The sequence below is a fragment of the Xenorhabdus sp. PB62.4 genome, from assembly GCF_014467285.1.
Lineage (GTDB): Bacteria > Pseudomonadota > Gammaproteobacteria > Enterobacterales > Enterobacteriaceae > Xenorhabdus.
Window position 1 is genome coordinate 236,315 of record NZ_NKHR01000004.1, and the last position, 25,149, is coordinate 261,463.

The 25,149-nt window shown below is 44.1% G+C and carries 18 protein-coding genes and 3 pseudogenes; 7 read left to right on the plus strand and 14 right to left on the minus strand.

What is annotated here, in order from left to right; all coding sequences use genetic code 11:
* Window positions 1–51: 51 nt before the first annotated feature.
* The 4 genes from iscU to trmJ all read right to left on the minus strand — a co-directional run bounded on the left by iscU (window position 52) and on the right by trmJ (window position 3,136).
* The gene (iscU, locus tag Xenpb_RS05835; RefSeq protein WP_099113763.1) at window positions 52–438 is read right to left on the minus strand and encodes a Fe-S cluster assembly scaffold IscU; all 387 of its coding nucleotides are present in this window, start codon (window positions 436–438) and stop codon (window positions 52–54) included.
* A 24-nt stretch (window positions 439–462) separates the two neighbouring features.
* Window positions 463–1,677: an IscS subfamily cysteine desulfurase gene (locus Xenpb_RS05840; protein ID WP_187653476.1), complete on the minus strand. Its 1,215-nt coding sequence runs from the start codon at window positions 1,675–1,677 to the stop codon at window positions 463–465.
* Between the two features lie 49 nt (window positions 1,678–1,726).
* A complete protein-coding gene (gene iscR / locus Xenpb_RS05845; RefSeq protein WP_099113765.1) occupies window positions 1,727–2,221 on the minus strand; it encodes a Fe-S cluster assembly transcriptional regulator IscR in 495 nt (164 codons plus the stop codon).
* Window positions 2,222–2,401: 180 nt separating this feature from the next.
* Complete coding sequence (gene trmJ / locus Xenpb_RS05850) at window positions 2,402–3,136, minus strand: tRNA (cytosine(32)/uridine(32)-2'-O)-methyltransferase TrmJ (RefSeq protein ID WP_187653477.1); 735 nt, start codon at window positions 3,134–3,136, stop codon at window positions 2,402–2,404.
* Window positions 3,137–3,261: 125 nt separating this feature from the next.
* Here trmJ and suhB point away from each other — a divergent pair, with 125 nt between their 5' ends.
* Complete coding sequence (gene suhB, locus Xenpb_RS05855) at window positions 3,262–4,065, plus strand: inositol-1-monophosphatase (protein ID WP_187653478.1); 804 nt, start codon at window positions 3,262–3,264, stop codon at window positions 4,063–4,065.
* An 86-nt stretch (window positions 4,066–4,151) separates the two neighbouring features.
* Here suhB and Xenpb_RS05860 read toward each other — a convergent pair whose 3' ends face one another.
* Entirely contained in the window at window positions 4,152–5,387 is a 1,236-nt protein-coding gene (locus Xenpb_RS05860; protein WP_187653479.1) for a 3-phenylpropionate MFS transporter, read from the minus strand.
* A 90-nt stretch (window positions 5,388–5,477) separates the two neighbouring features.
* Window positions 5,478–6,731: a serine hydroxymethyltransferase gene (gene glyA / locus Xenpb_RS05865; protein ID WP_187653480.1), complete on the minus strand. Its 1,254-nt coding sequence runs from the start codon at window positions 6,729–6,731 to the stop codon at window positions 5,478–5,480.
* 344 nt (window positions 6,732–7,075) lie between these two features.
* Here glyA and hmpA point away from each other — a divergent pair, with 344 nt between their 5' ends.
* The 4 genes and pseudogenes from hmpA (at window position 7,076) to Xenpb_RS05885 (ending at window position 11,665) form a co-directional block, all read left to right on the plus strand.
* Window positions 7,076–8,281 (plus strand): NO-inducible flavohemoprotein, encoded by a 1,206-nt coding sequence (hmpA, locus tag Xenpb_RS05870; RefSeq protein WP_368666801.1) that lies wholly within the window; start codon window positions 7,076–7,078, stop codon window positions 8,279–8,281.
* A 147-nt stretch (window positions 8,282–8,428) separates the two neighbouring features.
* Window positions 8,429–9,024, plus strand: a pseudogene (locus Xenpb_RS05875) (IS982 family transposase); the annotation flags it as partial.
* Between the two features lie 301 nt (window positions 9,025–9,325).
* The gene (locus Xenpb_RS05880; RefSeq protein ID WP_187653482.1) at window positions 9,326–10,255 is read left to right on the plus strand and encodes a hypothetical protein; all 930 of its coding nucleotides are present in this window, start codon (window positions 9,326–9,328) and stop codon (window positions 10,253–10,255) included.
* Window positions 10,256–10,663: 408 nt separating this feature from the next.
* Entirely contained in the window at window positions 10,664–11,665 is a 1,002-nt protein-coding gene (locus Xenpb_RS05885; RefSeq protein WP_187653483.1) for an IS110 family transposase, read from the plus strand.
* Window positions 11,666–12,192: 527 nt separating this feature from the next.
* Here the strand turns inward: Xenpb_RS05885 and Xenpb_RS05890 are convergent.
* Window positions 12,193–12,447 (minus strand): bacteriocin immunity protein, encoded by a 255-nt coding sequence (locus Xenpb_RS05890; protein ID WP_187653484.1) that lies wholly within the window; start codon window positions 12,445–12,447, stop codon window positions 12,193–12,195.
* Window positions 12,448–12,460: 13 nt separating this feature from the next.
* Window positions 12,461–12,796, minus strand: a complete 336-nt coding sequence (locus Xenpb_RS05895) for an HNH endonuclease signature motif containing protein (protein WP_187653485.1) — start codon at window positions 12,794–12,796, stop codon at window positions 12,461–12,463.
* 155 nt (window positions 12,797–12,951) lie between these two features.
* Between Xenpb_RS05895 and Xenpb_RS05900 the strand changes: the two are divergent.
* Both Xenpb_RS05900 and Xenpb_RS05905 read left to right on the plus strand, forming a co-directional pair.
* A pseudogene (locus Xenpb_RS05900) lies at window positions 12,952–13,578 on the plus strand (helix-turn-helix domain-containing protein); the annotation flags it as partial.
* A pseudogene (locus tag Xenpb_RS05905) lies at window positions 13,579–14,241 on the plus strand (IS630 family transposase); the annotation flags it as partial. It lies immediately after the preceding pseudogene.
* A 277-nt stretch (window positions 14,242–14,518) separates the two neighbouring features.
* On the opposite strand, the gene glnB reads toward Xenpb_RS05905, so the two are convergent.
* From glnB to purL, 6 genes are all read right to left on the minus strand, one after another.
* Window positions 14,519–14,857, minus strand: a complete 339-nt coding sequence (gene glnB, locus Xenpb_RS05910) for a nitrogen regulatory protein P-II (protein ID WP_045958055.1) — start codon at window positions 14,855–14,857, stop codon at window positions 14,519–14,521.
* Between the two features lie 15 nt (window positions 14,858–14,872).
* Window positions 14,873–16,495 (minus strand): NAD+ synthase, encoded by a 1,623-nt coding sequence (locus tag Xenpb_RS05915; protein WP_187653486.1) that lies wholly within the window; start codon window positions 16,493–16,495, stop codon window positions 14,873–14,875.
* A gap of 111 nt (window positions 16,496–16,606) precedes the next feature.
* Window positions 16,607–17,944 carry a two-component system response regulator GlrR gene (glrR, locus tag Xenpb_RS05920; RefSeq protein ID WP_099113771.1) on the minus strand — a complete coding sequence of 446 codons (1,338 nt, stop codon included), beginning with the start codon at window positions 17,942–17,944 and terminating at the stop codon, window positions 16,607–16,609.
* 2 nt (window positions 17,945–17,946) lie between these two features.
* Window positions 17,947–18,819 carry a two-component system QseEF-associated lipoprotein QseG gene (gene qseG / locus Xenpb_RS05925; protein WP_255523034.1) on the minus strand — a complete coding sequence of 291 codons (873 nt, stop codon included), beginning with the start codon at window positions 18,817–18,819 and terminating at the stop codon, window positions 17,947–17,949.
* A 5-nt stretch (window positions 18,820–18,824) separates the two neighbouring features.
* Window positions 18,825–20,264: a HAMP domain-containing sensor histidine kinase gene (locus Xenpb_RS05930; protein ID WP_187653487.1), complete on the minus strand. Its 1,440-nt coding sequence runs from the start codon at window positions 20,262–20,264 to the stop codon at window positions 18,825–18,827.
* A 793-nt stretch (window positions 20,265–21,057) separates the two neighbouring features.
* Window positions 21,058–24,945: a phosphoribosylformylglycinamidine synthase gene (gene purL / locus Xenpb_RS05935; protein WP_187653488.1), complete on the minus strand. Its 3,888-nt coding sequence runs from the start codon at window positions 24,943–24,945 to the stop codon at window positions 21,058–21,060.
* Window positions 24,946–25,149 lie beyond the last annotated feature (204 nt).

Below are 25,149 nucleotides of genomic sequence, written 5' to 3' on the forward strand. Positions count from 1 at the left end.
TGGATATTGAACCAATATCCACCAGAATTATTTTCTATTTATAAAAAATAGTTATTTTGCTTGGCGCTTACTCTTGTAATCAGCAATAGCAGCTTTGATTGCATCTTCTGCCAAAATAGAGCAGTGGATTTTCACTGGCGGTAGTTCCAGTTCGTCAGCAATCTGAGTATTTTTGATAGCCTCAGCCTGTTCCAGCGATTTTCCTTTCATCCACTCTGTTACCAGAGAGCTGGATGCAATCGCAGAGCCGCAGCCATAAGTTTTGAAACGTGCATCTTCGATGATGCCTTCATCGTTGACTTTAATTTGCAGCCGCATGACGTCACCACAAGCGGGTGCCCCTACCATACCACTACCCACTGAAGGATCTTCACTGTCGAATGAACCAACATTACGTGGGTTTTCATAGTGATCAATTACTTTGTCGCTGTAAGCCATGTCGTTACTCCTGAAACCGTCTGATTAATGATGAGACCATTCGATGGTGCTGAGATCCACACCCTGTTTGAACATTTCCCACAATGGAGAAAGATCGCGCAGGTGACCAATCGCGTTGAGAATCAACTTGATTGCGTAGTCTATTTCTTCTTCTGTGGTAAAACGCCCCAAAGAGAAACGAATAGAACTGTGTGCCAGTTCATCATTCATACCCAGTGCCCGCAGGACATAGGAAGGTTCCAAACTCGCAGAAGTACATGCCGAGCCAGAAGAAACCGCTAGATCTTTCAATGACATCATCAATGACTCACCTTCAACATAGTTGAAGCTGACATTCAGAATGTGCGGCGCCCCCAGTTCCAAATCACCGTTCAGGTAAACTTCTTCAATATCTTTAATACCGTTCCACAAACGCAGACGTAATCCACGCAGGCGTTCTGCTTCTGATTCCAATTCTTCTTTTGCAATGCGGTAAGCTTCACCCATACCAACAATCTGGTGAACAGGCAATGTACCTGAACGCATACCACGCTCATGACCGCCACCGTGCTGCTGTGCCTCAATACGCACGCGAGGTTTACGGCGAACATACAGTGCACCGATACCCATAGGGCCATAAAGTTTATGGGCAGAGAAAGACATCAGATCAACTTTCAGTTTGCTGAGGTCGATAGGTAATTTGCCAACACTTTGAGTTGCATCAACATGGAAAATGATACCACGGCTACGACACATTTCACCGATAGTCATAATGTCTTGGACAATACCAATTTCGTTATTGACGTGCATGATGGAAACCAGAATCGTATCTTCACGCATGGTGGCTTCCAGCTCTTTCAGATCAAGCATGCCATTGCTCATTGGTGCAAGGTAAGTGATCTCAAAACCTTCACGCTCCAACTGGCGGCAAGTATCTAAAACCGCTTTGTGTTCCGTTTTGCTGGTAATAATGTGCTTGCCTTTTTTCTGATAAAATTTTGCAGCACCTTTAATCGCAAGATTATCTGACTCTGTAGCGCCTGAAGTGAACACGATTTCACGCGGATCTGCGCCGACCAAATCAGCAATTTGATTACGCGCGATATCAACCGCTTCTTCAGCCTGCCAACCAAAACGGTGTGAACGGGAAGCCGGGTTACCAAAAATCCCGTCCATAGTTAGATAGTTCATCATCTTTTCAGCAACACGTGGATCGACTGGTGTTGTTGCTGAATAGTCCAAATAAATGGGTAATTTCATTGCTCACATGCTCCGTAAGACACTTTTAATACTTTTGTTTGCCGCAAGGTTATGCGCGCAGGTTAACGTTAATCGTCTCTTGAGGCCTGCCGTTCGGTGTACGGCGCTTATCGCCGTCTTGACGATCAGCAACGTCTAACACTTCTTGGTTATTTACTAATTCTTCTAAACTGATGCTGCTCAGGAAACCTGTGATGCGATCACTCAGATCACGCCACAATGTGTGCGTCAAACAACGATCACCGCCTTGACAACCTTCTCTGCCCTGACAACGAGTTGCATCAACAGATTCATCAACAGCTGAAATCACTTCGGCAACGAAAATCTTACCGGCATCTCTGCCCAGTAAATAGCCGCCACCTGGACCACGGACGCTAGAAACCAGACCATTTTTACGCAGGCGGGAGAACAACTGCTCAAGATAGGAAAGGGAAATTCCCTGACGTTCAGAAATGTCGGCTAATGGCACCGGCCCTTCTTGTGAATGCAACGCCACATCTAGCATGGCAGTTACCGCATAACGTCCTTTTGATGTCAGTCTCATAACAAAAACTCCATGGTGAAATATAGATGAAATTGTGACATTCCTGAGTGTTTTAGTCAACTATTTAACCTAGTAATTCACTCAACTATTATTTGCTATTTGACCGCCCTTTCACCTTTTTTCACCTGTCTGCCTTAGATCTTTTGGTTGTTCCTGCTGGCTCTTCCCGCTGGATATCGGTTATTTCCTGGCCCATTTTTCCATAGAAGTTAGTATACCTCGCAGAATATTCAGCTCCTGCGTTTCAGGCCGCGCACGAGTATAAAGCCGTCTTAACCTGTTCATTATTTGCCCCGGATGCGCTTTGCGGATAAAGCCTGATTCGTTCAATACCTGCTCAAGATGTTGATAAAAACGCTCCATATCCTCAACAGCCGGATATTCTGCCTCATGATCTGACGAAGAGGCTTCCTCTGGTTGTTCCTGAGCTGAAAGATGCGCCATGCGAATTTCATAGCTAACCAGTTGGACAGCCATCGCCAAATTCAATGAACCGTACTCAGGATTTGTCGGAATATAAAGATGGTAATTACATTTTTGCAGCTCTTCGTTAGTCAACCCAACACGCTCACGGCCAAATACAATCGCAACCGGAGAGTGGCAGGCCGTTTTGACACAACGTTCACCACATTCACGCGGTTCAACCATTGGCCAGGAAAGGGTACGGGAACGGGCACTGGTTCCGATGACCAACTCACATCCAGCTAATGCTTCATCCAACGTACTCACAATCGTCGCATTGCCGATAACGTCACTTGCACCGGCTGAAAGTGCGATAGCATGGGAGTCAGGTTGAACTAACGGATTCACCAGATACAAATTGGTCAATCCCATTGTTTTCATGGCCCGAGCGGTTGATCCCATGTTACCCGTGTGGGAGGTTTCAACCAGAATAATGCGGATATTCTCTAACATGACGGCTTTTAAATTCAGTATAAGAGCCGAATATCTTAACACAGCATTAGTCATTTTGACGAACTACTGCTATACTGCGCGCCGATTTGTTTCCCGTTCTTTAAAATTCTGGTGGAAGATACCCCATGCATCCGATGCTAAACATCGCTATACGCGCTGCGCGTAAGGCCGGCAACTACATTGCTAAAAGCTACGAAACCCCTGATGCCATTGAAGCAAGCCAAAAAGGCAGTAATGATTTCGTTACCAATGTTGATCGTGAAGCAGAAAAGCTGATTATCGACATTATCCGTAAATCTTATCCTAAGCATACAATTATTACCGAAGAAAGCGGTGAGCACTTAGGTGAAGAAAACGATTTCCAATGGGTGATCGATCCACTGGATGGCACCACCAACTTTATTAAACGTCTCCCTCATTTTGCGGTTTCCATTGCTGTGCGTATTAAAGGCCGCACTGAAGTCTCCGTGGTTTACGATCCAATGCGCAATGAGCTGTTCACCGCAACCCGTGGTCAAGGCGCACAATTAAACGGCTATCGTCTGCGTGGTTCCAAAGCCCGTGATCTGGATGGCACTATCCTTGCGACTGGTTTCCCATTCAAAGCCAAACAGCACACTATCCCTTACATGAATGTACTGGGTAAATTATTTGAGCGTTGCGCGGATTTCCGCCGCACAGGTTCCGCCGCATTGGATATGGCTTATGTCGCTGCCGGGCGCGTAGATGGTTTCTTCGAAATTGGCCTGAAACCATGGGATTTTATGGGCGGTGAATTGCTGGTACGTGAATCCGGCTGCATCGTTACCGATTTCGTCGGTGGTCATAACTATATTAATTCCGGCAACATCGTTGCAGGTAGCCCACGTATCGTTAAGGACATTTTGTCTGAAATGCGTGAAGAATTAACGGAAGCACTGAAACGTTAATTCGTTAATAATTATATAAATATAATTTGAGCAATGTTATTTTCAGGGCACCTATTTGGTGCCCTTTTTATCGCCAAGCATGTTAATTAATGTGCATGGGCTTCAACTTTTGGCCGCAGAAACAGCGCAGGTAATGCAACCAACGCCATCACCCAAAATATACCACCATCGATATGTTCATACATAAAACCAGCAATCACACTCATAACAGCAATCCCTCCTCCCATTGCCAAAGCGGAGTAAGTCGCCTGCAATCGGATGATTTCATTTTCTTTTCTGGCTCCAATAAAACGCATTGCTGCTAAATGGCAAACGGTAAAAGTACCGCAATGCAGGATCTGAATAATAATCAGCACGGGTAATTCCGTTGACGTTCCCATTAATCCCCAACGAAGCACACCACAGATGCCGGATAGCAATAACAGATTACGTGCACTCCAACGACGGAATAACTGTTTGCTGAAAGTAAAGACGAGGACTTCTGCCACAACGCCTAACGACCAGAGATAACCAATGGTTGATGGTGAGTAACCTGCATTCTCCCAATAAATAGTGCCAAAACTATAGTAACCCGCATGTGCAGCCTGCAATAGCGTTACACACACTAAAAATTGCCACACAGATTTTTCAGACAAAAGTTCTTTAAAAGAGACGGTATTAGTATTCGTGATCTTCTCTTGACCAACGGGCATAATGGCGGGTTTCAGCATCATTCCCAGCAGCATGACAGCAATACTGAAAATCAGGAAAGCGAGAATGATATGGTGTGTTCCAAACACCTCTTTGCCAATCCAGCCATTCAGACTGTCAAATGGCATACTCCAGCCAATGTCGAGGCTGCTGATTGAGAAATTTATGCCATTGGCAGACATTAATATACCAGTCAGCGCAGAGCTGATAATAAATGCAATCGAACCCCAGACTCTCACCTTGCCGTAATCAAAAGTAAATTGTTTTTGCCATGTTCCGGCCAAAGCATCCGATAAAGGCACCAGTGGCGAGAAAAATAAGTTAAAACCTATCATGACAAAGAAAAGCCATGCCCAATGGCTACCAAATACAAATCCAACCGCAAAAAGCAACGCCAGCAATGAAAGGAATCGCAACGCCTTAATTAATTTCGATGGATCTTTTACCGTGGGAGAAATAACCAGACTACCGATAAATCGGGCAACCAATCCAACACCCAGTAATATTCCTATCATTGAAGGCTCAATGCCTTCACCTTTTAACCAGGCAGCCCAAAAAGGCAGAAAGATACCGAAAGAGAAAAAATAAGTGAAATAACCTAACCCTAGCCAAAATGTTGATGGAATAACCATCCAAATACCCTCATTTCTCAAATACAAAAAAACCCGCTCAAAACTAACGTCATGAGTCGGGCTTATTACTAAACTACACTTTATTTTTAATTATGCGTAAACCGGATATTTTGCGCAGATGTTCAAAACTTTCTGCTTAACGCTTTCAATGGTTGCTTCATCATTGATGTTATCCAGCACATCACACATCCAACCTGCCAGCTCACGGGTTTCTTCTTCTTTAAAGCCACGGCGGGTAATTGCAGGTGTCCCGATACGAATACCAGAAGTCACAAACGGGCTGCGCGGATCGTTAGGCACACTGTTTTTGTTAACAGTAATATTGGCACGCCCCAATGCAGCATCAGCATCTTTACCCGTAATATCTTTATCTACCAGATCCAGCAGGAACAGATGGTTTTCCGTTTCACCAGAAACAACTTTATAACCACGTTGCAGGAATACTTCGACCATGGTTTTCGCATTTTTAGCGACTTGCTGTTGATAGACCTTAAACTCAGGTTCCATTGCTTCTTTCAGTGCAACAGCTTTACCCGCGATGACGTGCATCAGTGGGCCACCCTGAGATCCCGGGAAAACAGAAGAATTCAGCTTCTTGTAAAATTCTTCATCGCCACCTTTGGCCAGAATCAGGCCACCACGCGGGCCAGCCAGAGTTTTGTGCGTTGTTGTTGTAACAACATGCGCATGAGGAACTGGGTTTGGATAAACACCAGCGGCAACCAAACCCGCTACGTGAGCCATATCAACGAACAGATAGGCACCGATTTCATCGGCGATTTCACGCATCTTCGCCCAATCAACAACACCGGAATAAGCAGAGAAGCCACCGATGATCATTTTTGGTTGGTGTTTTTGCGCTTGGGCACGGATATCGTCGTAATCGATTTTACCTTTTTCATCAATGCCATAAGGTACGATGTTATAAAGTTTGCCGGAGAAGTTAACTGGAGAACCATGAGTCAAATGACCGCCGTGTGCCAGATTCATTCCTAAAACCGTATCGCCGGGTTTCAACAGTGTCATGTATACCGCGGCATTAGCCTGAGAACCTGAGTGTGGCTGGACGTTTGCATAATCTGCACCAAACAGCTCTTTTGCACGGTCAATCGCAAGTTGTTCAACCACATCAACATATTCACAGCCACCGTAATAACGTTTACCCGGATAGCCTTCCGCATACTTGTTAGTGAGCTGAGATCCCTGAGCCTGCATAACTCTTGGGCTGGTGTAGTTTTCAGAAGCAATCAATTCAATGTGTTCTTCCTGACGATAAACTTCCTGTTCCATCGCCTGCCACAGTTCGGGATCGTAATTCGCAATATTCATTTCACGCTTTAACATTTGGTTCTCCTGACTCAGCTACTTCTCTAAAAAATACCCCTGAGGGCCAGAATGCCACACAGTGTAAACTCTTTTTACTAAATGAGATAGTCTTGACAAGATAATTTACGCAAACGTTTGCATGATGGATTAACAGCGCATTGGAAGTTGAATAACTGACTATAGAATCAACAATTCTCAATTTATCAATGATATTTGTGATCTTAGTCAGGGTTTCTGGTAATACAAATTCTAAATTTTTGATTTAAATCAAGATGATCTTCTTTTCTCAATTGAACCTATTCCCAAACACTATAAGTTGTATTTAAAATGCAAGTTATAGACTTCAGCATCATTTGAGAAAAATTCAGGAGATCCCCATGCTAGATAGTCAGGTTATCGCAACCATAAAATCCACCATTCCATTAATCGTTTCTACAGGCCCCAAGCTGACTGCACATTTTTATGAACGTATGTTCAAGCATCATCCTGAATTAAAAGATATTTTTAACATGAGCCACCAGCTCAATGGTGATCAGCGTGAAGCGCTTTTCAATGCCCTTTGCGCTTATGCGGCTAATATCGATAATCTGTCTGCTTTATTGCCTGCGGTAGAAAAAATCGCTCATAAACACGCGAGCCTGAACATTAAGCCCGAACATTATCAGATTGTAGGTACGCACTTACTGGCGACAATTGACGAAATGTTCCATCCTGGTGATGAAGTTCTCAGTGCCTGGGGAAAAGCCTACAATGTGCTGGCCAATGTCTTTATCAATCGAGAAGAAGAAATTTATCAAAGTGGTGAATCTCTGGAAGGCGGTTGGCGTGAATTACGTCAATTCCGTGTTAGCCGGAAACAACCACAAAGTGACGTTATTACCAGCTTCGAGTTTGTTCCCGTTGATGGTGAAAAGGTCATGGATTACAAGCCGGGGCAATATTTAGGGATTTATATAGAAGATCCTGCTTTTGAGAACCGTGAAATTCGCCAATATTCTCTGACCGCAGCACCAAACGGAAGCAATTACCAGATTGCGATTAAGCGTGAATCTCAGGGCAAGGTTTCAAACTTCATGCATGATAAAGTACAGGAAGGCGATCTCGTGATGCTGGCAGCGCCACGCGGTGATTTTTTCCTTGATGTCCAGCATGATACACCCGTTACGCTGATTTCAGCGGGTGTAGGTTTAACGCCAATGATGAGTATGCTACAACATCTGCATAATCAACATCATACAGGAACAGTGAATTGGTTCCATGCCGCAGAGCATGGCGGCTATCATGCCTTCTCAAATAAGGTAAATGAAATTTCTCAATCTATGCCTAATTTGCATTCGCAGGTTTGGTATCGCGAACCACGAGATATAGATCAGAAAGGCATACATTATCAGCATACCGGGCTGATGGATCTTTCTCTCGTAAAAGAATTAATAGCAGTAGAAGGAATGCAATTCTATTTCTGTGGGCCAGTAGCTTTCATGCAATTCATTGCTAACCAACTTCTGGCAATAGGTGTTGATAAACAACATATCCACTATGAATGTTTTGGCCCACATAAAGTGATCTAACACAGATAACTGCAACACCTTAAGCGATAACAGTGACACAATGGGGGATGTTACGACCATCTCCCATTCAAATGCGAACTAATTGCCAATATTCCTATATCACGTTATAAAAGGCTTTAGTTAATTAACCTGAATTCTGGATAAGAAATTGACGAAGTACCTGTTCCAAGAGCAAAGAACAAATTAGTTGAAATTTTCTGCGATGTCGATGACTTTTGTCGTTTTTTCATTCCTCAATGGGAGCAGTTTTGTCTCAATAAGGGGTATCGCCTGCGCCGCAGACAAGGTCATATGTATCCCAGTGAAATCATGACCATCCTGATCCTCTTTCATATGTCGCATTACCGTGATTTCAAACATTTTTATCTGGCGCATAGTTGGAAATATCACCATAACGATTTTCCAACCCTGCTCAGTTATACTCGTTTTGTCAGTGTCGCGCCTTCCGTTTTGGTACCACTGTGCAGTTATCTGACTCAATTAAAAGGGAAACCCACGGGAATTGCGTTTATTGATTCCACGAGCTGCGCGTGTGTCATAACATCCGTATTCCCCGCCATAAGGTGTTTGACGGGGTAGCCAAACGAGGAAGAACCTCAATGGGATGGTTTTACGGTTTCAAATTACACTTGATTTTTAACCATCAGGGCGAAATTCTGGCACTTAAAGTCACCTCGGGTAATGTGGATGATCGGGAACCTGTCCACGAATTAGCAAAAGAATTAACGGGTTCTCTTTATGGGGCATCATTGACAGAAAACGGATTGTAAATCACAAACGACCATCGATGTTCCTACCTTTATGTACTGAAGGCACATCGCTGAACTAACTGTTCAATTTAGACCCGTTTGCCCTAATTGTGAAGTAGTCATCTATTGACGGGAAGAGAGGTATGTTCTACATTCCTTTTCAAGGTTCGCGCAAACCTGTCTGCCTGTAGACAAACTCGCCTTCGCGCTTTGTGCTGTTTTATCAATTTTTAGGGCATTTTCTTTTAATTGCTCTGTGCTTACAGGCCTCAGAGTATTATAAAAGGAAAAGATCATGCTCTCACGTCTGAAAATCGATAATGCTACATCTCATCATCTGTCTTCTGTAGAGCAGCTTCGTCAGCAAGCAAGATTTCTTAGGAACCATTGTCGAGTTTCTCTTGGTCATGCTCAAGAAATGGTTGCTTATTTCTTTCGTTGCTCCAGTTGGGGAGAATTAATTAATCGGAGAGCAACGGAACAGGAGCAACTAAGACTCAATGAAATGCGTGAGGTACTTCAGGCATATCGGGACAAAATTTCTTCTGAGGAATACCTTCAATTAGCTGAACTGGAAGCTATACCAGGAACAATAACCGAGGCAATCGAAAATAATCGCATCGCAAAGATGAATGATCTGGATGTTGTTCAATTATATAATTTGCTTTTTGATGCTGAATACTGGGGGCAACCTTCACCTGTATCTTGGTTCGATGTTCTCGATAAATCAGACAGATGTTTGGTGCTTTTGGCAAAAAGAATGGCGAAAAGTAAGAGAGCAAGAAGAACCATAAACCCTCATATCAACTTCCCATGGTTTGGCTTTCAAATGTATGGCTATCTACATGTGGAAGGGAAAAAGCTTGATTATGACTGTACGGAGCTGGAAAGCTATCTCTATCCAGAAAAGCACAGGTATGAACGCTTATTCAAAAGACCTTGGTTTGTAGCCTACTGTATTGGTTTTGTTCGATTTATTCTCAGCTCACTTTCGCAGTCTGATTATCATGGAACAGTATCATTCAGCCGATTTAGTAATGAAGGGTTAATTGAAAATTTTACGCATCCAAATGGAAAACGTGAACGATATAGTTCGAACGGTCACTCATTTACAGATGTATCAGTTAATTCCCTTGTAGAGCAAATGATTGCAATGGGCGGTCAAAGGGATGAACGAAGGCAGAGAATTACATTTAGTTTTGGTAATGGTGAGGATTATCGATGAGCAGCTTAATTGTATCTCACCTCAAGGAGTTACCATCTTCAACGGCAGCTCTCATCTTGCTGGCAGTTGTTTTGTGCACCCTTACAAAGCATAAACGTTTCTCGCCATTGACATCCAGACAATCCTTTTTTTTGTTGATGACTTTTTTGGGAGTTATAGGATTGAAAGTACTGTTTTCATAAGATTATGTGTAATGTAAACACTCAAATATAATAGTTGCGGTGTTTTTAATCTCAGAATGATTTTCATGTCGTTATTTTATTTTTAACAATGTCAAGTATAGTCATTTTGTTAAGGACTGTTGACATTTTGCGATGGAATATGAAATCAAGCGTGTAATGAGATGGCCTCTCCCACCCTATAGCAGTAAATTGACAGTGTGTTTTTCTTTTAGAAGAGGCCATCATCATGAACAGTACAGCACTTATTGGTATTGATCTCGGTAAACATACTTTCCACCTGCACTGTCAGGATAAAAATGGAAAAGCGCTTTATCGTAAGAAAATGACCCGAACCAAGCTTCTTGAGTTTCTGAATGTGACTCCCTGCGCCACCGTCGTTATGGAGGCTTGTGCCGGTGCACATTTCATGGCGCGAAAAATCGCAGCCTTAGGCCATGAGACTAAATTGATTTCACCGCAGTTTGTCCGGCCGTTTGTCAAAAGCAACAAAAACGATTTCATTGATGCCGAGGCTATTTGTGAAGCCGCCTCTCGGCCTTCCATGCGCTTTGTCCAGCCTCGTACGGAAAACCAGCAAATTATGCGGGCATTACATCGTGTCCGGGAATCTCTGGTGGGTGATAAAGTGAAAACCACTAACCAGATGCACGCTTTCTTGCTGGAATTTGGGATCAGCATGCCCAAAGGGATCGCGGTGATAAAACGGTTATCTGAGGTCATCGCTGAAAATGAATTACCGCCCTATCTGGTGCAATTGCTCCAACGCCTACACGCCCATTACCTGTATCTGGTTGAACAAATTAGCGAGATTGAACAAGAAATTAATATTGCAATTAAACAAGATGAGGGTGCTCAGCGATTGCTAACTATTCCGTCGATCGGCCCCATCACGGCCAGCATGCTGGCCTCATTGTTAGGTGACGGGAAACAATATGCTCGCGGCCGGGAATTTGCAGCCTCGACGGGACTAGTGCCGAGACAATACAGTACGGGAGGGCGTAATACGCTCTTAGGTATCAGCAAACGAGGCAATAAACAACTGAGAAAGTTGCTGGTTCAGTGTGCCCGGGTTTATATACAGAAACTGGCTTATCAGTCAGGAAAACTGGCTGAGTGGGTCAAAAAACAGCTAACACGAAAGCACTCTTGCGTTGTGGCCTGCGCGTTGGCCAATAAACTGGCTCGGATCGCCTGGGCGATATTAACAAAAAAAGCGGTGTTTGAATAAATAAGGTGATTCTGGCAAGCAATCGTGTTTTTGAATAAATAGGGAAAATAATAGTGACCTATCTGGTTTTGCGAAGCCTAATTATTGATGACATAAACGGCCTATCGGCCTGATGAAAAACCTGTAAACGTCAATGGCTCAGTGAAGCCGAGCGTGTTGTTAGATTCGTCAGGCGCAGAACTCATTAAGGCGCGAGTACACTTGCTCATTGAGCCGCCGGATAGATTTAAGCAAGCCAACATATTTTCAATTTCAGTATTGCAAAAATGGGAGTGACCATAGATTCATGATGATGGCCTCTTCTAAAAGAAAAACACACTGTCAATTTACTGCTATAGGGTGGGAGAGGCCATCTCATTACACGCCCTAGGTAAAAAGTAGCTTTTTTTTTACAAGACTCCTCCCAGAAAAGGAAAGAAGATGAGTATGTTAGCCCCCTATACGGGGGCTGTGTGCTGACCAATATTGGCATCCTGATTACTCAGAAATGTTAGCCCCCTATACGGGGGCTGTGTATATAGAGGTTTTTACTTCTTAAATACTGGCAATTGGTTCTCTGTACGCCATTTTTTAACACGAGCCAGAATACCTTCTGGGGAGTCATCATCTCCCTCTTCTGGATAATAAATCAAATCACTCCCGTCAGGATGTTGAGTCAGGCGTTCGAACTCGGAGACATCCTCATCTTCTTGTTGTTCCGTATCATAATCGGCGTTACAAATTTTTGTTACAAAGGCCAAAAATTCAGTTTCAGTATAATCTTCAAGTTTATTTTTGCTCATAAGTCAATCTCTGTTATTTCGAATGAATTTTAATATGGTTTTTCGGGGTGACCACTCGTAGGTTGTCAACATTATAGACTTCACCGCCATGTTGAATTTCTTCAACATGATGTAATTCAAGCCTTTTCCGTCCACCAACCTGATCTTTTTTTCGGGCAAATGGTGATCTACCGTTTGAAATCACCTTTTTATTGTTTTTTGATTTGATTTGGCTCATTAATTTAGGAACTTTTCCAACTTCGGTCCATATAGCCTGCCTAAATTTATTAAATGAACTGAATTTTTTTCCTCTTAGCTTATTTGCTACTTCTTTGGGTATAGGAGATGAATTTGAACGGTTCTGTCGCATTAACAAAGAAAGTACAAGTGAAGATGAGGTGATTGATTTTTACTCAGCTGTATTAGTTCAGATGAGATCTGACACTTCGGTTTGAAAAGAAGAGAGTTACCCGCTTTGATTAAAGGTGCTGAATCTGAAATCAAAGAAACTACGAGGTAACTCTCATGCTACATACTAGCAATCCCATTATTAAACACAAAGCGGGTCTTCTCAATCTTGCCAAGGAACTGGGCAACGTCTCCCAAGCGTGCAAAGTGATGGGGGTATCACGAGACACGTTTTACCGTTATCAAGAATTGGTTGAAACCGGAGGTATTGTGGCACTCATCAACCAGAATAGAAGAACACCCAATCTCAAAAACAGGGGCGATCCGGAAACGTAACAAGCTGTTGTTAAATACGCGATTGATTACCCGGCACATGGACAAGTGAGAACGAGTAATGAGCTGCGTAAAATAGGGATATTTGTCTCACCCAGTGGGGTGCGCTCCATTTGGCTCAGGCACGATCTGGAAAACTTTAAAAAGCGCTTACGGGCCCTTGAAAAACACGTTGCTGAGACCGGGATCAGCCTGACGGAAGCCCAAGTGGTGGCACTGGAGAGAAAGAAACAGGATGATGAGGCCTGCGGTGAAATCGACACTGCCCACCCCGGTTATCTGGAGTCACAAGATACGTTCTATGGGGGGACGTTGAAAGGCGTAGGCCGGATTTACCAACAGACGTTTGTCGATACCTACAGTAAGGTGGCGTTTGCCAAGCTCTACACCACCAAGACACCGATTACAAGTGATGAGGCCCTTATCGCTGATGTTCAACATTTCCCTGATGACTATCAATGGGAAAGAGCAAAACGCTTGGGTGTCTCACAGTCGGCTATTCATTACGCGTTGAAACGACTCAATATTACGTTCAAAAAAAAAACACTCAAACATCCCAACGCTGACGTTCAGGTTCGTCAGGCGTTTATTGAGCGCATTTGCGACCATGAACACACAGGCAAACCGATTATTTATCTGGATGAAAGCGGTTTTGCGCAGTCGATGCCCCGTACACACGGTTATTCGGCAAAAGGGCTGCGCTGCTTCGGTACACACGATTGGCAGGCTAAAGGCCGCATTAATGTCATAGGCGCCATCCTCAAAAAGACCTTCGTGACCTTAAGCTTATTTTCTGGAAACATTAATGCGGATGTCTTTCATGCCTGGATGACACAAGATTTGCTGCCAAAGCTCCCAGGTGGGGCAGTAATTGTGATGGATAATGCTCCCTTCCATAAACGCCAAGACACGATAAAAGTGATAGCAGACCATGGATGCCAACTGGAATGGTTACCACCTTACAGTCCGGATTTGAATCCCATCGAACCGAAATGGACTGAAGTCAAAGCGATAAGAAGACGAGAAAGATGTTCAATTGATGAACTTTTTATGGTGCATGTTCAATATGCCTGATTATATTGATTCTGCTATAGTTGATAAAGAAAGGCCACGGATGAAATTAGGTATCCCAGTTCTTGTGGGTATTGTCCTTTACGAAACATACTACCCAATTTGTATTTCGTTAGGGCGTGTAATGAGATGGCCTCTTCTAAAAGAAAAACACACTGTCAATTTACTGCTATAGGGTGGGAGAGGCCATCTCATTTTCCTCCCCAGAGCGATTTTTGGCGTTCACCAAAACTTTGCTCTTGGAACAGGCACTTCGTCAATTCCTTATCCAGAATTCGAGCTAAATTGCTTCTTCGTCCTGTTCACCAGTTCGGATACGTACCACACGGGCAACATCGAAAACAAAAATTTTACCATCGCCGATTTTGCCGGTCTGTGCAATTTGCATGATTGTCTCGACACAGGTATCAACAATATCATCCGGTACGACAATTTCTATTTTGACTTTTGGCAGAAAATCCACCATATATTCTGCACCGCGATACAGTTCAGTGTGCCCTTTCTGACGACCAAATCCTTTTACTTCTGTCACAGTCATACCCGTGATACCCACTTCAGCCAGAGCTTCACGCACATCATCCAGCTTGAAAGGTTTGATAATTGCATCAATCTTTTTCATGAAGTTTTCCTGTTATTACCAGTTCTTACGCCCGAAACCAGAAGTAATCGGGTAGCGCCGGTCTTTGCCAAAATCACGTTGTGTAATGCGTGGGCCGATAGGTGCCTGACGGCGTTTATATTCATTGATATCCACCAGCCGGATCACCTTGCGAACAATGGCTTCGTCAAAACCTTCAGCAACCAAGTCAGCGACTGATTTGTCTTTTTCGACATACCCTTCAAGAATAGCATCCAGCATGTCATAGGGAGGCAAGCTGTCCTGATCCAGTTGATCCGGTGCTAATTCCGCAGAAGGTGGGCGATCAATCACACGCTGAGGAATAGCCGGAGATACTGTATTACGGTATTTAGCCAATGCAAATACCATAGTTTTAGGAACATCTTTCAAAGCATTAAAGCCCCCTGCCATATCGCCATACAGGGTTGAATAACCGACTGCGGATTCACTCTTGTTGCTGGTCGTCAGCACCAAGCGATGACGTTTGTTCGATATCGCCATCAAAATAACGGCACGGCAACGGGCCTGCAAATTTTCTTCTGTCGTATCTTTTTCAGTTCCGGCGAACATCGGTTCAAGCTGTGCCATGAAAGCATCAAACATGGGTTCTATGGATGCTATGTCGAATTCAACACCCAGTAACTCCGCCTGTTCTCTGGCATCATGAATGCTCATTTCTGAGGTATAACGGAATGGCATCATGACTGCCTGCACATGATCTTTACCCAAGGCATCCACAGCAATCGCCAAAGTCAGACCAGAATCAATCCCGCCAGATAAACCAAGCAACGCACCTTTGAAGCCATTTTTCCGCACATAATCACGCACAGAGAGAACCAGTGCCTTATAGATTTGTGCAAGTGGCGGCAATTGGGGAATGGGGTTTGCCATGGGTTCAATTTTCATGTCATTGAAGCGGCACTGTTCGATCTGCTCTTCAAAGGCGGCCATACGATGCGTAATTTCACCATTTGCATCAAAGACTTTAGAACAACCATCAAAGATAAGCTGATCTTGCCCACCTACCTGATTGAGATAAATGATAGGGAGTTGAATGCGCTGACAGTGGGTTCTAATTAATGTACTGCGGATATTGGGCTTTTCACGATTGTAAGGAGAGGCATTAATCGACAGGATCATTTCTGCACCGGCTTGTTTCAAAGCATTAATCGGCGCATCAAACCATAAGTCTTCACAAATCAATAAGCCCAGGTTATATCCCTTGAATGGTATAACACAGCTTTGATCACCAGCCTTGAAATAACGCTCTTCATCAAAGACACCATAATTGGGCAGTAGCTGTTTGAAGTAACGGGCAACAATTTCCCCTTTCCAAAATAAGGAAAGCGCATTGTAGAGTTTTCCATCTTGTTGCCATGGATGCCCAACCAAAATGCCAATCCGGGAACTCGCTTCCTGCAAACGTACCAACTGCTCACGACAACGCTGGTGTAAATCGGGGCGGAACAGCAAATCTTCAGGAAAATAACCAGACAGCGCCAATTCAGAAAACATAACCAGATCAGCATCTTTTTCTTGCTGTTCTTGTATGGTCTGCAACATGCGCTCGCAGTTGCCTTCAATGTCTCCCACCAGCCAGTTTAACTGGGCAAGAGCAATGTTAAGAGTACGACTCATAGAATGTGGCTCTCCTAGGCCATAATTCATCTCTCTGTCTTATTCAGAATTAAAGACAGTCAATATAGATAATTTCTATTCAGTGTAAGAACTTCTGGAATAGCAGGAAAGTTATTCCTTAAAATCGTTAGCGTCCAGCTCATGACGTGCCAGCAATTTATAAAATTCAGTCCGGTTACGCCCTGCCATGCGGGCAGCATGGGTCACATTGCCTTTGGTCATTTGCAACAATTTGCGCAGATAATTCAGTTCAAACTGCCCACGAGCTTCCACAAATGTCGGCAACGCCGTATTTTCTCCTTCCAATGCCTGCATAACCAAAGCATCACTAATAACCGGAGCCATCGTCAACGCCACACATTGTTCTATAACGTTAACCAATTGACGAACATTGCCCGGCCAACTTGCTGCCACCAGACATTTCATGGCATTAGTGGAAAAACTACGCACAAAGGGTTTATGGCGCTTGGCTGATTCTCGTAACAGATGATTGGCCAATAAAGGAATATCTTCCGCACGTTCATTCAATGCAGGAATTTTCAGGTTCACGACATTTAATCTGTAATAGAGATCTTCACGAAACTCATTACGCTGCATTGCTTTTGGTAAGTCACGGTGGGTGGCAGAAATAATTCTGACATCAATGTCGATATCTCGGTTACTTCCTAATGGACGAACCTTTCGCTCCTGCAAAACTCTCAATAACTTAACTTGCAGCGCCATCGGCATATCACCGATCTCATCGAGAAATAAGGTTCCACCTTGAGCCGCTAAAAATAATCCTTCCCGGCTACTGACAGCACCAGTAAATGCCCCCTTGGCGTGACCAAACAGTTCAGATTCAAGTAACTGCTCAGGTAAGGCACCGCAGTTAATGGCAATAAAAGGTTTCTTCGCTCTGGGGCTTGCCCGATGGATGGCTTGAGCCAATACTTCCTTACCGGTTCCGCTTTGCCCATTAATCAAAACGCTGACATCAGACAGAGCCACCATTTTTGCCTGTTCCAACAGACGCAACATCAAGGGGCTGCGCGTGACAATCTGCTCACTCCATTGTCCATCTATAGCTGGCGTTGACAGCTCCAGAGCGTCATCAATAGCTTTATAAAGTGCATCACGGTCAACGGGTTTGGTCAGGAAACTAAATACGCCTTGCTGGGTTGCTGCTACTGCATCAGGGATAGAACCGTGAGCGGTCAGAATAATGACAGGCATACCAGGATGCTGTTTCTGAATTTCGGCAAACAGTGCCATACCATCCATTTCATCCATTCGCAAGTCGCTGATAACCAGATCTATTTTATCTTTCACCAGAATACGCAACCCTTCATGGCCACTCTCGGCTGTCGTGACACGAAACCCTTCGCTAGTCAGACGCATTCCCAATAGTTTTAGTAAGCCTGGATCATCATCAACTAAAAGAAGATGGGCGGGATTGCGTACTGTCATTATTATTCGGCTCCTTTTTCTGCTGGGGGATTAGCTTCCGGGTTTTTCATTTCCTCATCCGTTGCCGATTTATCTTCCTGCTCTAATTTATTGGATGAAGTATCTGAGCCCTTCATTTGTTCTGTTCCACTTGGAGTGACAAGACTACTTTGGCCTTGTTTACGGGAAGAAAGCTGGCGTTCAATATCTGTCAGATTTTCTAGTTTGCGGGATATTGAACGAAGTTCATATTCTAAACGTGCTCGCGCTTCTTTCAAGCGATCAATTTTATTATCACTGTCAAGCTGGAACCGCTGAAACTTAACCCTCTCTTCAGCGAGGTTGATTCTCAAATATTGCTGTTCACGCCACAATTGGAAGAGTGTCCGCAAGGCTACGGGAAACTGCGTACTATATCGATTAAGATTCTCTACAATTTTCCGGCGTTCAGCCATTGTAGAAGCCGCTCTATTCATCAAGATACTCTGTTTGAACGTTTGATGCCAATCAGTTGTATTGAAGTTGTACGCTATTTCACGCGCTTCAACTGAGGATAAGCGGTCCGCACAATCAATGACTCTAAGCCAATAAAGCCCGTTTTCCATTGCCGATGGTTTTGTTATATCCCAGATTGAATCACAATCCTTAAGACGATAATCTGTAACATGTTGTTCAGGCAGGATAGACTGTGCAATTGATGCCAGATTGTCTGCTCCGGTGGTTTTCACACACCCGGTCAGTAAATAGGGAATAAACAATAACAACATGGCACGGAAACGTAAGGTTGAAGCGCGTGCCAGAATAGTCTGCATAACAGCAGTTTTTTTCATCGGCTGAGTCACAATATCTTGCTGTCCCGTCTTCGTCATAAGGCGGTAAGTAAACCGGTTATACATATTATTTAGCTGTTCTCTGCGGTTAATGGCAGTTCAATTCGAAAACATACGTCAGCAAATTCGGATTCTATCAGATGAAGCTCTCCCCTCATCTGTTTAATACAATCTTGCGCAATGCTTAAGCCAAGGCCACTTCCTTTAACAGCGCCTTTTCTTTGCAGTTTCCCCTGATAAAATGGCTCAAAAATCATACTTTTTTCTAATTCGGGGATAGGCGTTCCTGTGTTGGCAATGTCAATTTGAAGATTTTCCCCCGTTTGCCGACTGGAAATCCAAATGTTACCGGATTCAGCACCATAGTGCACTGCATTGGAGTAGAGATTATCAATCACCTTTCTCAATAAATGAGGTTCCGCCCAACAATACTCCATATGCAATTGAATTTCTGTATTAATGTTTTTCGCACGAGCTGGCAGTTGATGTGACAACACAACACTATTCACAATCTCTTTTAAAGACACAACCTGATGCTCAGCAGGGCCATCTGCCAGTTTACGGTTATATTCGAGTAATTGATCGATAAGCTGTTGCAAATGCCTGCTGCTGCTGTCCAGAATACTGACAACTTCTCTTTGATCTGCGGTCAGCGGCCCGGCGACTTCATCTGCCAATAACTCCGTCCCTTCACGCATACTGGCTAAAGGTGTTTTCAGTTCGTGGGAAATATGACGTAAAAATTCATGGCGCTGAGATTCAAGCCAGGATAACCGCTCACTTAACCAAATAATGCGCTGTGCCAGCGATCGCAATTCCCGTGGCCCTTTAAATGATTCAATCTCATTTTCCAATGATTGCCCTTTTCCTAACCGATTAATCATCCGCTCAATGCCTTTCACCGGCCCAATGATCATACGTGTAAATAGCGCGATCAAAAACGCACTTAACAGGAATAAGATAAGGCTTTGCCAACCAAAAAGTTGCCCTTTCTCTGCAATATCTTTTTGCAATTGTTCACCACGACTGAAAATGATATTTCGGGTTTCCTGTACCAAAAGATTATTAGCAGTAGAGAATTCTTCAAGTAATTTAGATACAGCAGGCTCCGGGACGCCGTTACTACAGGAAATTTTTGTCAAACCTGATAATAGCTCATTAAACTTTTTCGTATACTCTGCATTAGCCAACATGGCTATCTGATCACCGAGCATAGTTGTATATTGTCGGTATTGTCGTTGATAGAGCCTTTCCAGCCGCGCATCGCCCAATACACAATATTGACGGTAACTACGCTCCATCTCAAGGGCAGAACCAATCATCGCTTCACTGCGACGCGCATCCGATAAAGTTGAACGACTAATTTCAGCAGCTTGAGTACTCAACTGGTCGAGGCTTTGATAAGCCTGATAAGCCAGCACTAAGAGTGGTAATAGCACCAGACAGAAAGCCATTACAACCAGTTGGCGTAACGAACGTGGAAATAAACGCCATTTTTTCAAAGAAATCATCTCATAACCTGCAATTACATTAATGCTAACCGACATAAGGCGGAAGAGGTAAGCCTGCCTGATGATAGATTATAACGTTACTTTTTCTCTGCTTTTTTGCAACTAGTTGAAAATAATGGGTAACTGAGAACTATATGGGTGCATACAGTGGGTACATATATGAACACGATGGACAGGATTCGCCTGTAATAATGACGGCGGGATAGTAACTTTATTTACTATCCCGCCAGCGAGGAACCTTCATGCTACCTGATGAGCATGATAGGTGGTGCCTCACTCCACGTGTCGCCCTGTGTTTGATAAAGCCCGAAAGCGAGTATCATGATGTTGGACGGTAGGCACCTTACTTCGGCATCATTCTGGGCTTATGTGGCATGTTTCCACCTATTTGCGGGCCGACATAAAAAGTTGAATGAGCAACTGCCAGTTATTATGCACATTGTATGCCAACTTGCAAAATAATTTTTAATTTATTGATTTTATTAAAAATTTTAAAATAGCTAAATTCTTTGGATTTCTTTATCAACGTTTTCTAATGCCCGACATGTATTATTGTCGTCTATTTATGACACTTAAGCACATGTAAATATTTTTATTTTTATATCAATAAATTAAGTGTCACCTATTTGAGACACTGATAAAAGCCATTGTCGCCATTTGGAGACGTTTTCCTTAAAACTCATTAATAACATCAAATTAGTGGCAAAATACTTTTAATTTTTCAGGATGATGAAATAAAGGCCCTGATGAATTTTCAGAGCCTTTACAGAGAAAAATGAAATTGCCAGAGAAATTAGCCTAACTGTTTGCGTGCATTACGGAAAATACGCATCCATGGGCTATCTTCACCCCATTCTTCAGGGTGCCAGGAATTACTGACAGTACGGAATACCCTTTCAGGATGAGGCATCATCACCGTGACTCGCCCATCAAGGTTAGTTACTGACGTGATCCCGTTCACAGAACCATTCGGGTTTGCAGGATAATTTTCTGTCACTGAACCGTAGTTATCAACAAAGCGCAATGCCACTTGCTGCTGCTTTTCAAGTTCCACCAAGCTCAGGCTGTTTCTGAACTCCACTTGACCTTCACCATGAGCAACCGCAATCGGCAAGCGAGAACCTGCCATATCTTTCAGGAACAGCGAAGGGCTATCCATGACTTCCACTAAACTAAAACGCGCTTCATAGCGCTCTGAACGGTTACGAACAAAGCGCGGCCAGTGTTCTGTCCCCGGAATCAGTTCATGCAAATTAGACATCATCTGGCAACCGTTACACACGCCAAGTGCCAACGTATCCGGTCTTGCAAAAAAGTTCGCAAAATCATCACGCACGCGTGAATTAAACAGAATGGATTTTGCCCAACCTTCACCCGCACCAAGTACATCCCCATATGAGAAGCCACCACAAGCCACCAGTGTCTGGAATTGATCCAATGTGATGCGTCCACTCAACAAATCACTCATATGGACATCCACGGCCTCAAACCCTGCACGATGGAATGCAGCCGCCATTTCGACCTGAGAGTTAACACCTTGTTCACGCAATACGGCAACACGCGGGCGTATTTTTTTCGCGATGTAACAAGCCGCAATATCTTCAGCAGGATCAAAAGACAATTTCACATTCAAACCGGGATCATTCTCATCCTGTTTTGCCTGATGTTCTTGATCAGCACATTCTGGGTTATCACGCAGGCGCTGCATTTGCCACGTCGTTTCTGCCCACCATAAGCGCAACGTACTGCGGTTTTGGCGATAAACCTCCATATTGTTACTGGAAATAATGAAATCATCGCCTGACTGAGCTTTACCCAAATAATGTACACAGCCATGCAAGCCATAGTCAGCCAACAAATTTTCAACCTGCTCTCTGTCAGTTTCGCGAATTTGTATCACTGCACCCAATTCTTCGCTAAACAATGCCGACAAGATGTCTTCATCAAATGCACTGAGATCGACATGCAATCCACAATGGCCCGCAAAAGCCATTTCAGCCAATGTCACCAACAAACCACCATCTGAACGATCATGATAAGCCAACAATTTTTGTTCTGAAATCAGTTGCTGAATTGCATTAAAGAAACCACGCAGTTGTTCGACACTGCGAACATCCGCCGTTTTATCGCCAAGCTGACGATAAACCTGAGCCAGTGCGGTTCCTCCCAGTGCATTCTGTCCTTGTCCCAGATCGATTAACAAAAGGGCGTTGTCATCTTCAGTAGATAATTCTGGCGTTACTGTGCGGCGAACATCTTCCACCCGGGCAAACGCACTGATAACCAATGAAAGTGGTGAAGTCATTTCACGCTCTTCCCCGTTTTGATTCCAACGGGTTTTCATTGACATTGAATCCTTACCCACTGGAATGGTCAATCCCAGCGCCGGACACAACTCTTCCCCCACCGCTTTCACTGCAGCATACAAACCCGCGTCTTCACCTGCATGGCCTGATGCCGACATCCAGTTAGCCGATAATTTCACTCGTTTCAGATCCTGCACATACGCAGAAGCGATATTGGTCAATGCTTCCCCAACTGCCATACGTGCCGAGGCAGCAAAATCCAGTAATGCAATCGGTGCCCGCTCTCCCATTGACATAGCTTCACCGTAATAGCTGTCTAAACTGGCAGTAGTCACTGCACAATCTGCCACAGGGATTTGCCACGGGCCAACCATCTGATCACGGGCAACCATACCTGTTATGGTGCGATCCCCAATCGTAATCAGGAATGTTTTCTCTGCAACAGCCGGTAAATGCAGAACACGTTTTACGGCTTCCGCAAGATCAATCCCTTTACGATCTAAATGTTGCCCTTGTGCTTTCAAGACCTGCACATTTTTTAGCATTTTGGGTGTCTTGCCGAGCAGCACATCCAAAGGCATATCGATTGGCTGATTATTAAAATGGTTGTCATTCAATACAAGGTGTCGTTCTTCTGTTGCTTCCCCAATCACAGCATAGGGAGCACGTTCCCGACGGCAAATTTCTTCAAACAGAGCAAGCTGCTCAGGGGCTACCGCCAGAACATAACGCTCTTGAGATTCATTGCACCATAACTGTAATGGGCTCATTCCCGGTTCATCATTGAGAATGTTACGCAGTTCAAAGCGTCCGCCTCGGCCGCCATCACTGACTAATTCAGGCATAGCATTTGATAAGCCACCAGCCCCTACATCATGGATAAACAGAATGGGATTTTTCTCCCCCCGCTGCCAGCAACTATCAATCACTTCCTGACAACGACGTTCCATCTCTGCATTATCACGCTGCACAGAGGCAAAATCTAAGTCCGCATCAGATTGACCCGATGTCATTGAGGATGCAGCACCGCCCCCCAAACCGATATTCATGCTTGGCCCACCCAACACAATTAATTTTGCGCCAACTGGGATATCCCCTTTCTGGACGTGCTCTTCACAAATATTTCCAATTCCCCCTGCCAGCATGATGGGTTTGTGATAACCACGTAGTTCTGTACCGTTATGGGAGTACACGTTTTCTTCATAAGTTCTGAAATACCCCAACAATGCCGGACGACCAAACTCGTTGTTAAACGCAGCACCGCCCAATGGCCCTTCCAGCATGATATCCAACGCACTGACTATACGTTCAGGCTTACCGAAATCTTCTTCCCACGGCTGTTCAAAGCCGGGAATTTTCAGGTTTGAGACTGAGAATCCTACCAATCCAGCTTTAGGTTTGGCTCCTCGCCCTGTTGCACCTTCATCACGAATTTCTCCGCCAGAGCCGGTTGCAGCACCAGGCCAGGGCGAAATTGCCGTCGGATGGTTATGGGTTTCGACTTTCATCAAGATATGAGCGTGCTCTTGATGGTAATCATAGATACCCGTTGCGGGATCAGGGAAAAAGCGACCAATATGGGAGCCTTCCATCACAGCAGCGTTATCTTTATAAGCTGAGAGCACATGATCTGGTGTCTGTTCAAATGTATTTTTGATCATTTTGAACAGCGACTTGGGTTGGGCCTGACCATCAATAACCCAATCTGCATTGAAAATTTTGTGGCGGCAGTGTTCAGAATTCGCCTGAGCAAACATATAGAGTTCAACATCCGTCGGATTACGTTCCAACATCTGGAACGCTCTCACCAGATAATCAATTTCATCCGCAGCCAGAGCCAAACCCAGTTCAATATTTGCTGATTCCAGTGCTGTCCGTCCCAATTGCAAGACATCAATCTGTTTCAATGGCGAAGGTTTTTGTTGGGAAAACAGCGCATCAGCCTGTTCAAACTCCGTGAACACACTTTCCATCATGCGATCATGCAATAATGCTGACAGCGCTTGCCCCTGCTCAGCATTCATACCAGCACCCTGAATATAATAGGCAATTCCCCTTTCTAAACGGACAATCTGGTTTAGACCACAATTGTGGACAATTTCTGTCGCTTTCGATGACCAAGGAGATATTGTTCCCGGCCTTGGTGTCACTAACAATAGTTGACCTTTCGGCTCATATTCAGCCAAAGAGGGACCATACTTTAATAGCCGATTTAATTTTTCCCGTTCATCTCCTGTAATTGGAGCGCTAACATCTGCAAAATACACATATTCTGCATAAATGCCTGTAACAGGAAGCCGCTGATCTTGGCACTGGGAAAGGAGCTTAGTAATACGAAACGCTGATAAAGCGGGCGAGCCACGCAGAATTTCCATAATAATAGGTTCTCTCATCTTAGAAGCAAAGCCTGACTGATGCCTCAGGGGGAAACGCGAGACATTATAGAGGAATGTTCGCCCTGACGAAACCGTTTGCGTGACCATTTATTAACCTAACAATACACTTAATAAAGCTTCTAAATTAATTTAATAAAGTTGCACATCCCAATTTTGTTGCGCAAAATTCTCGATTACTGGGAA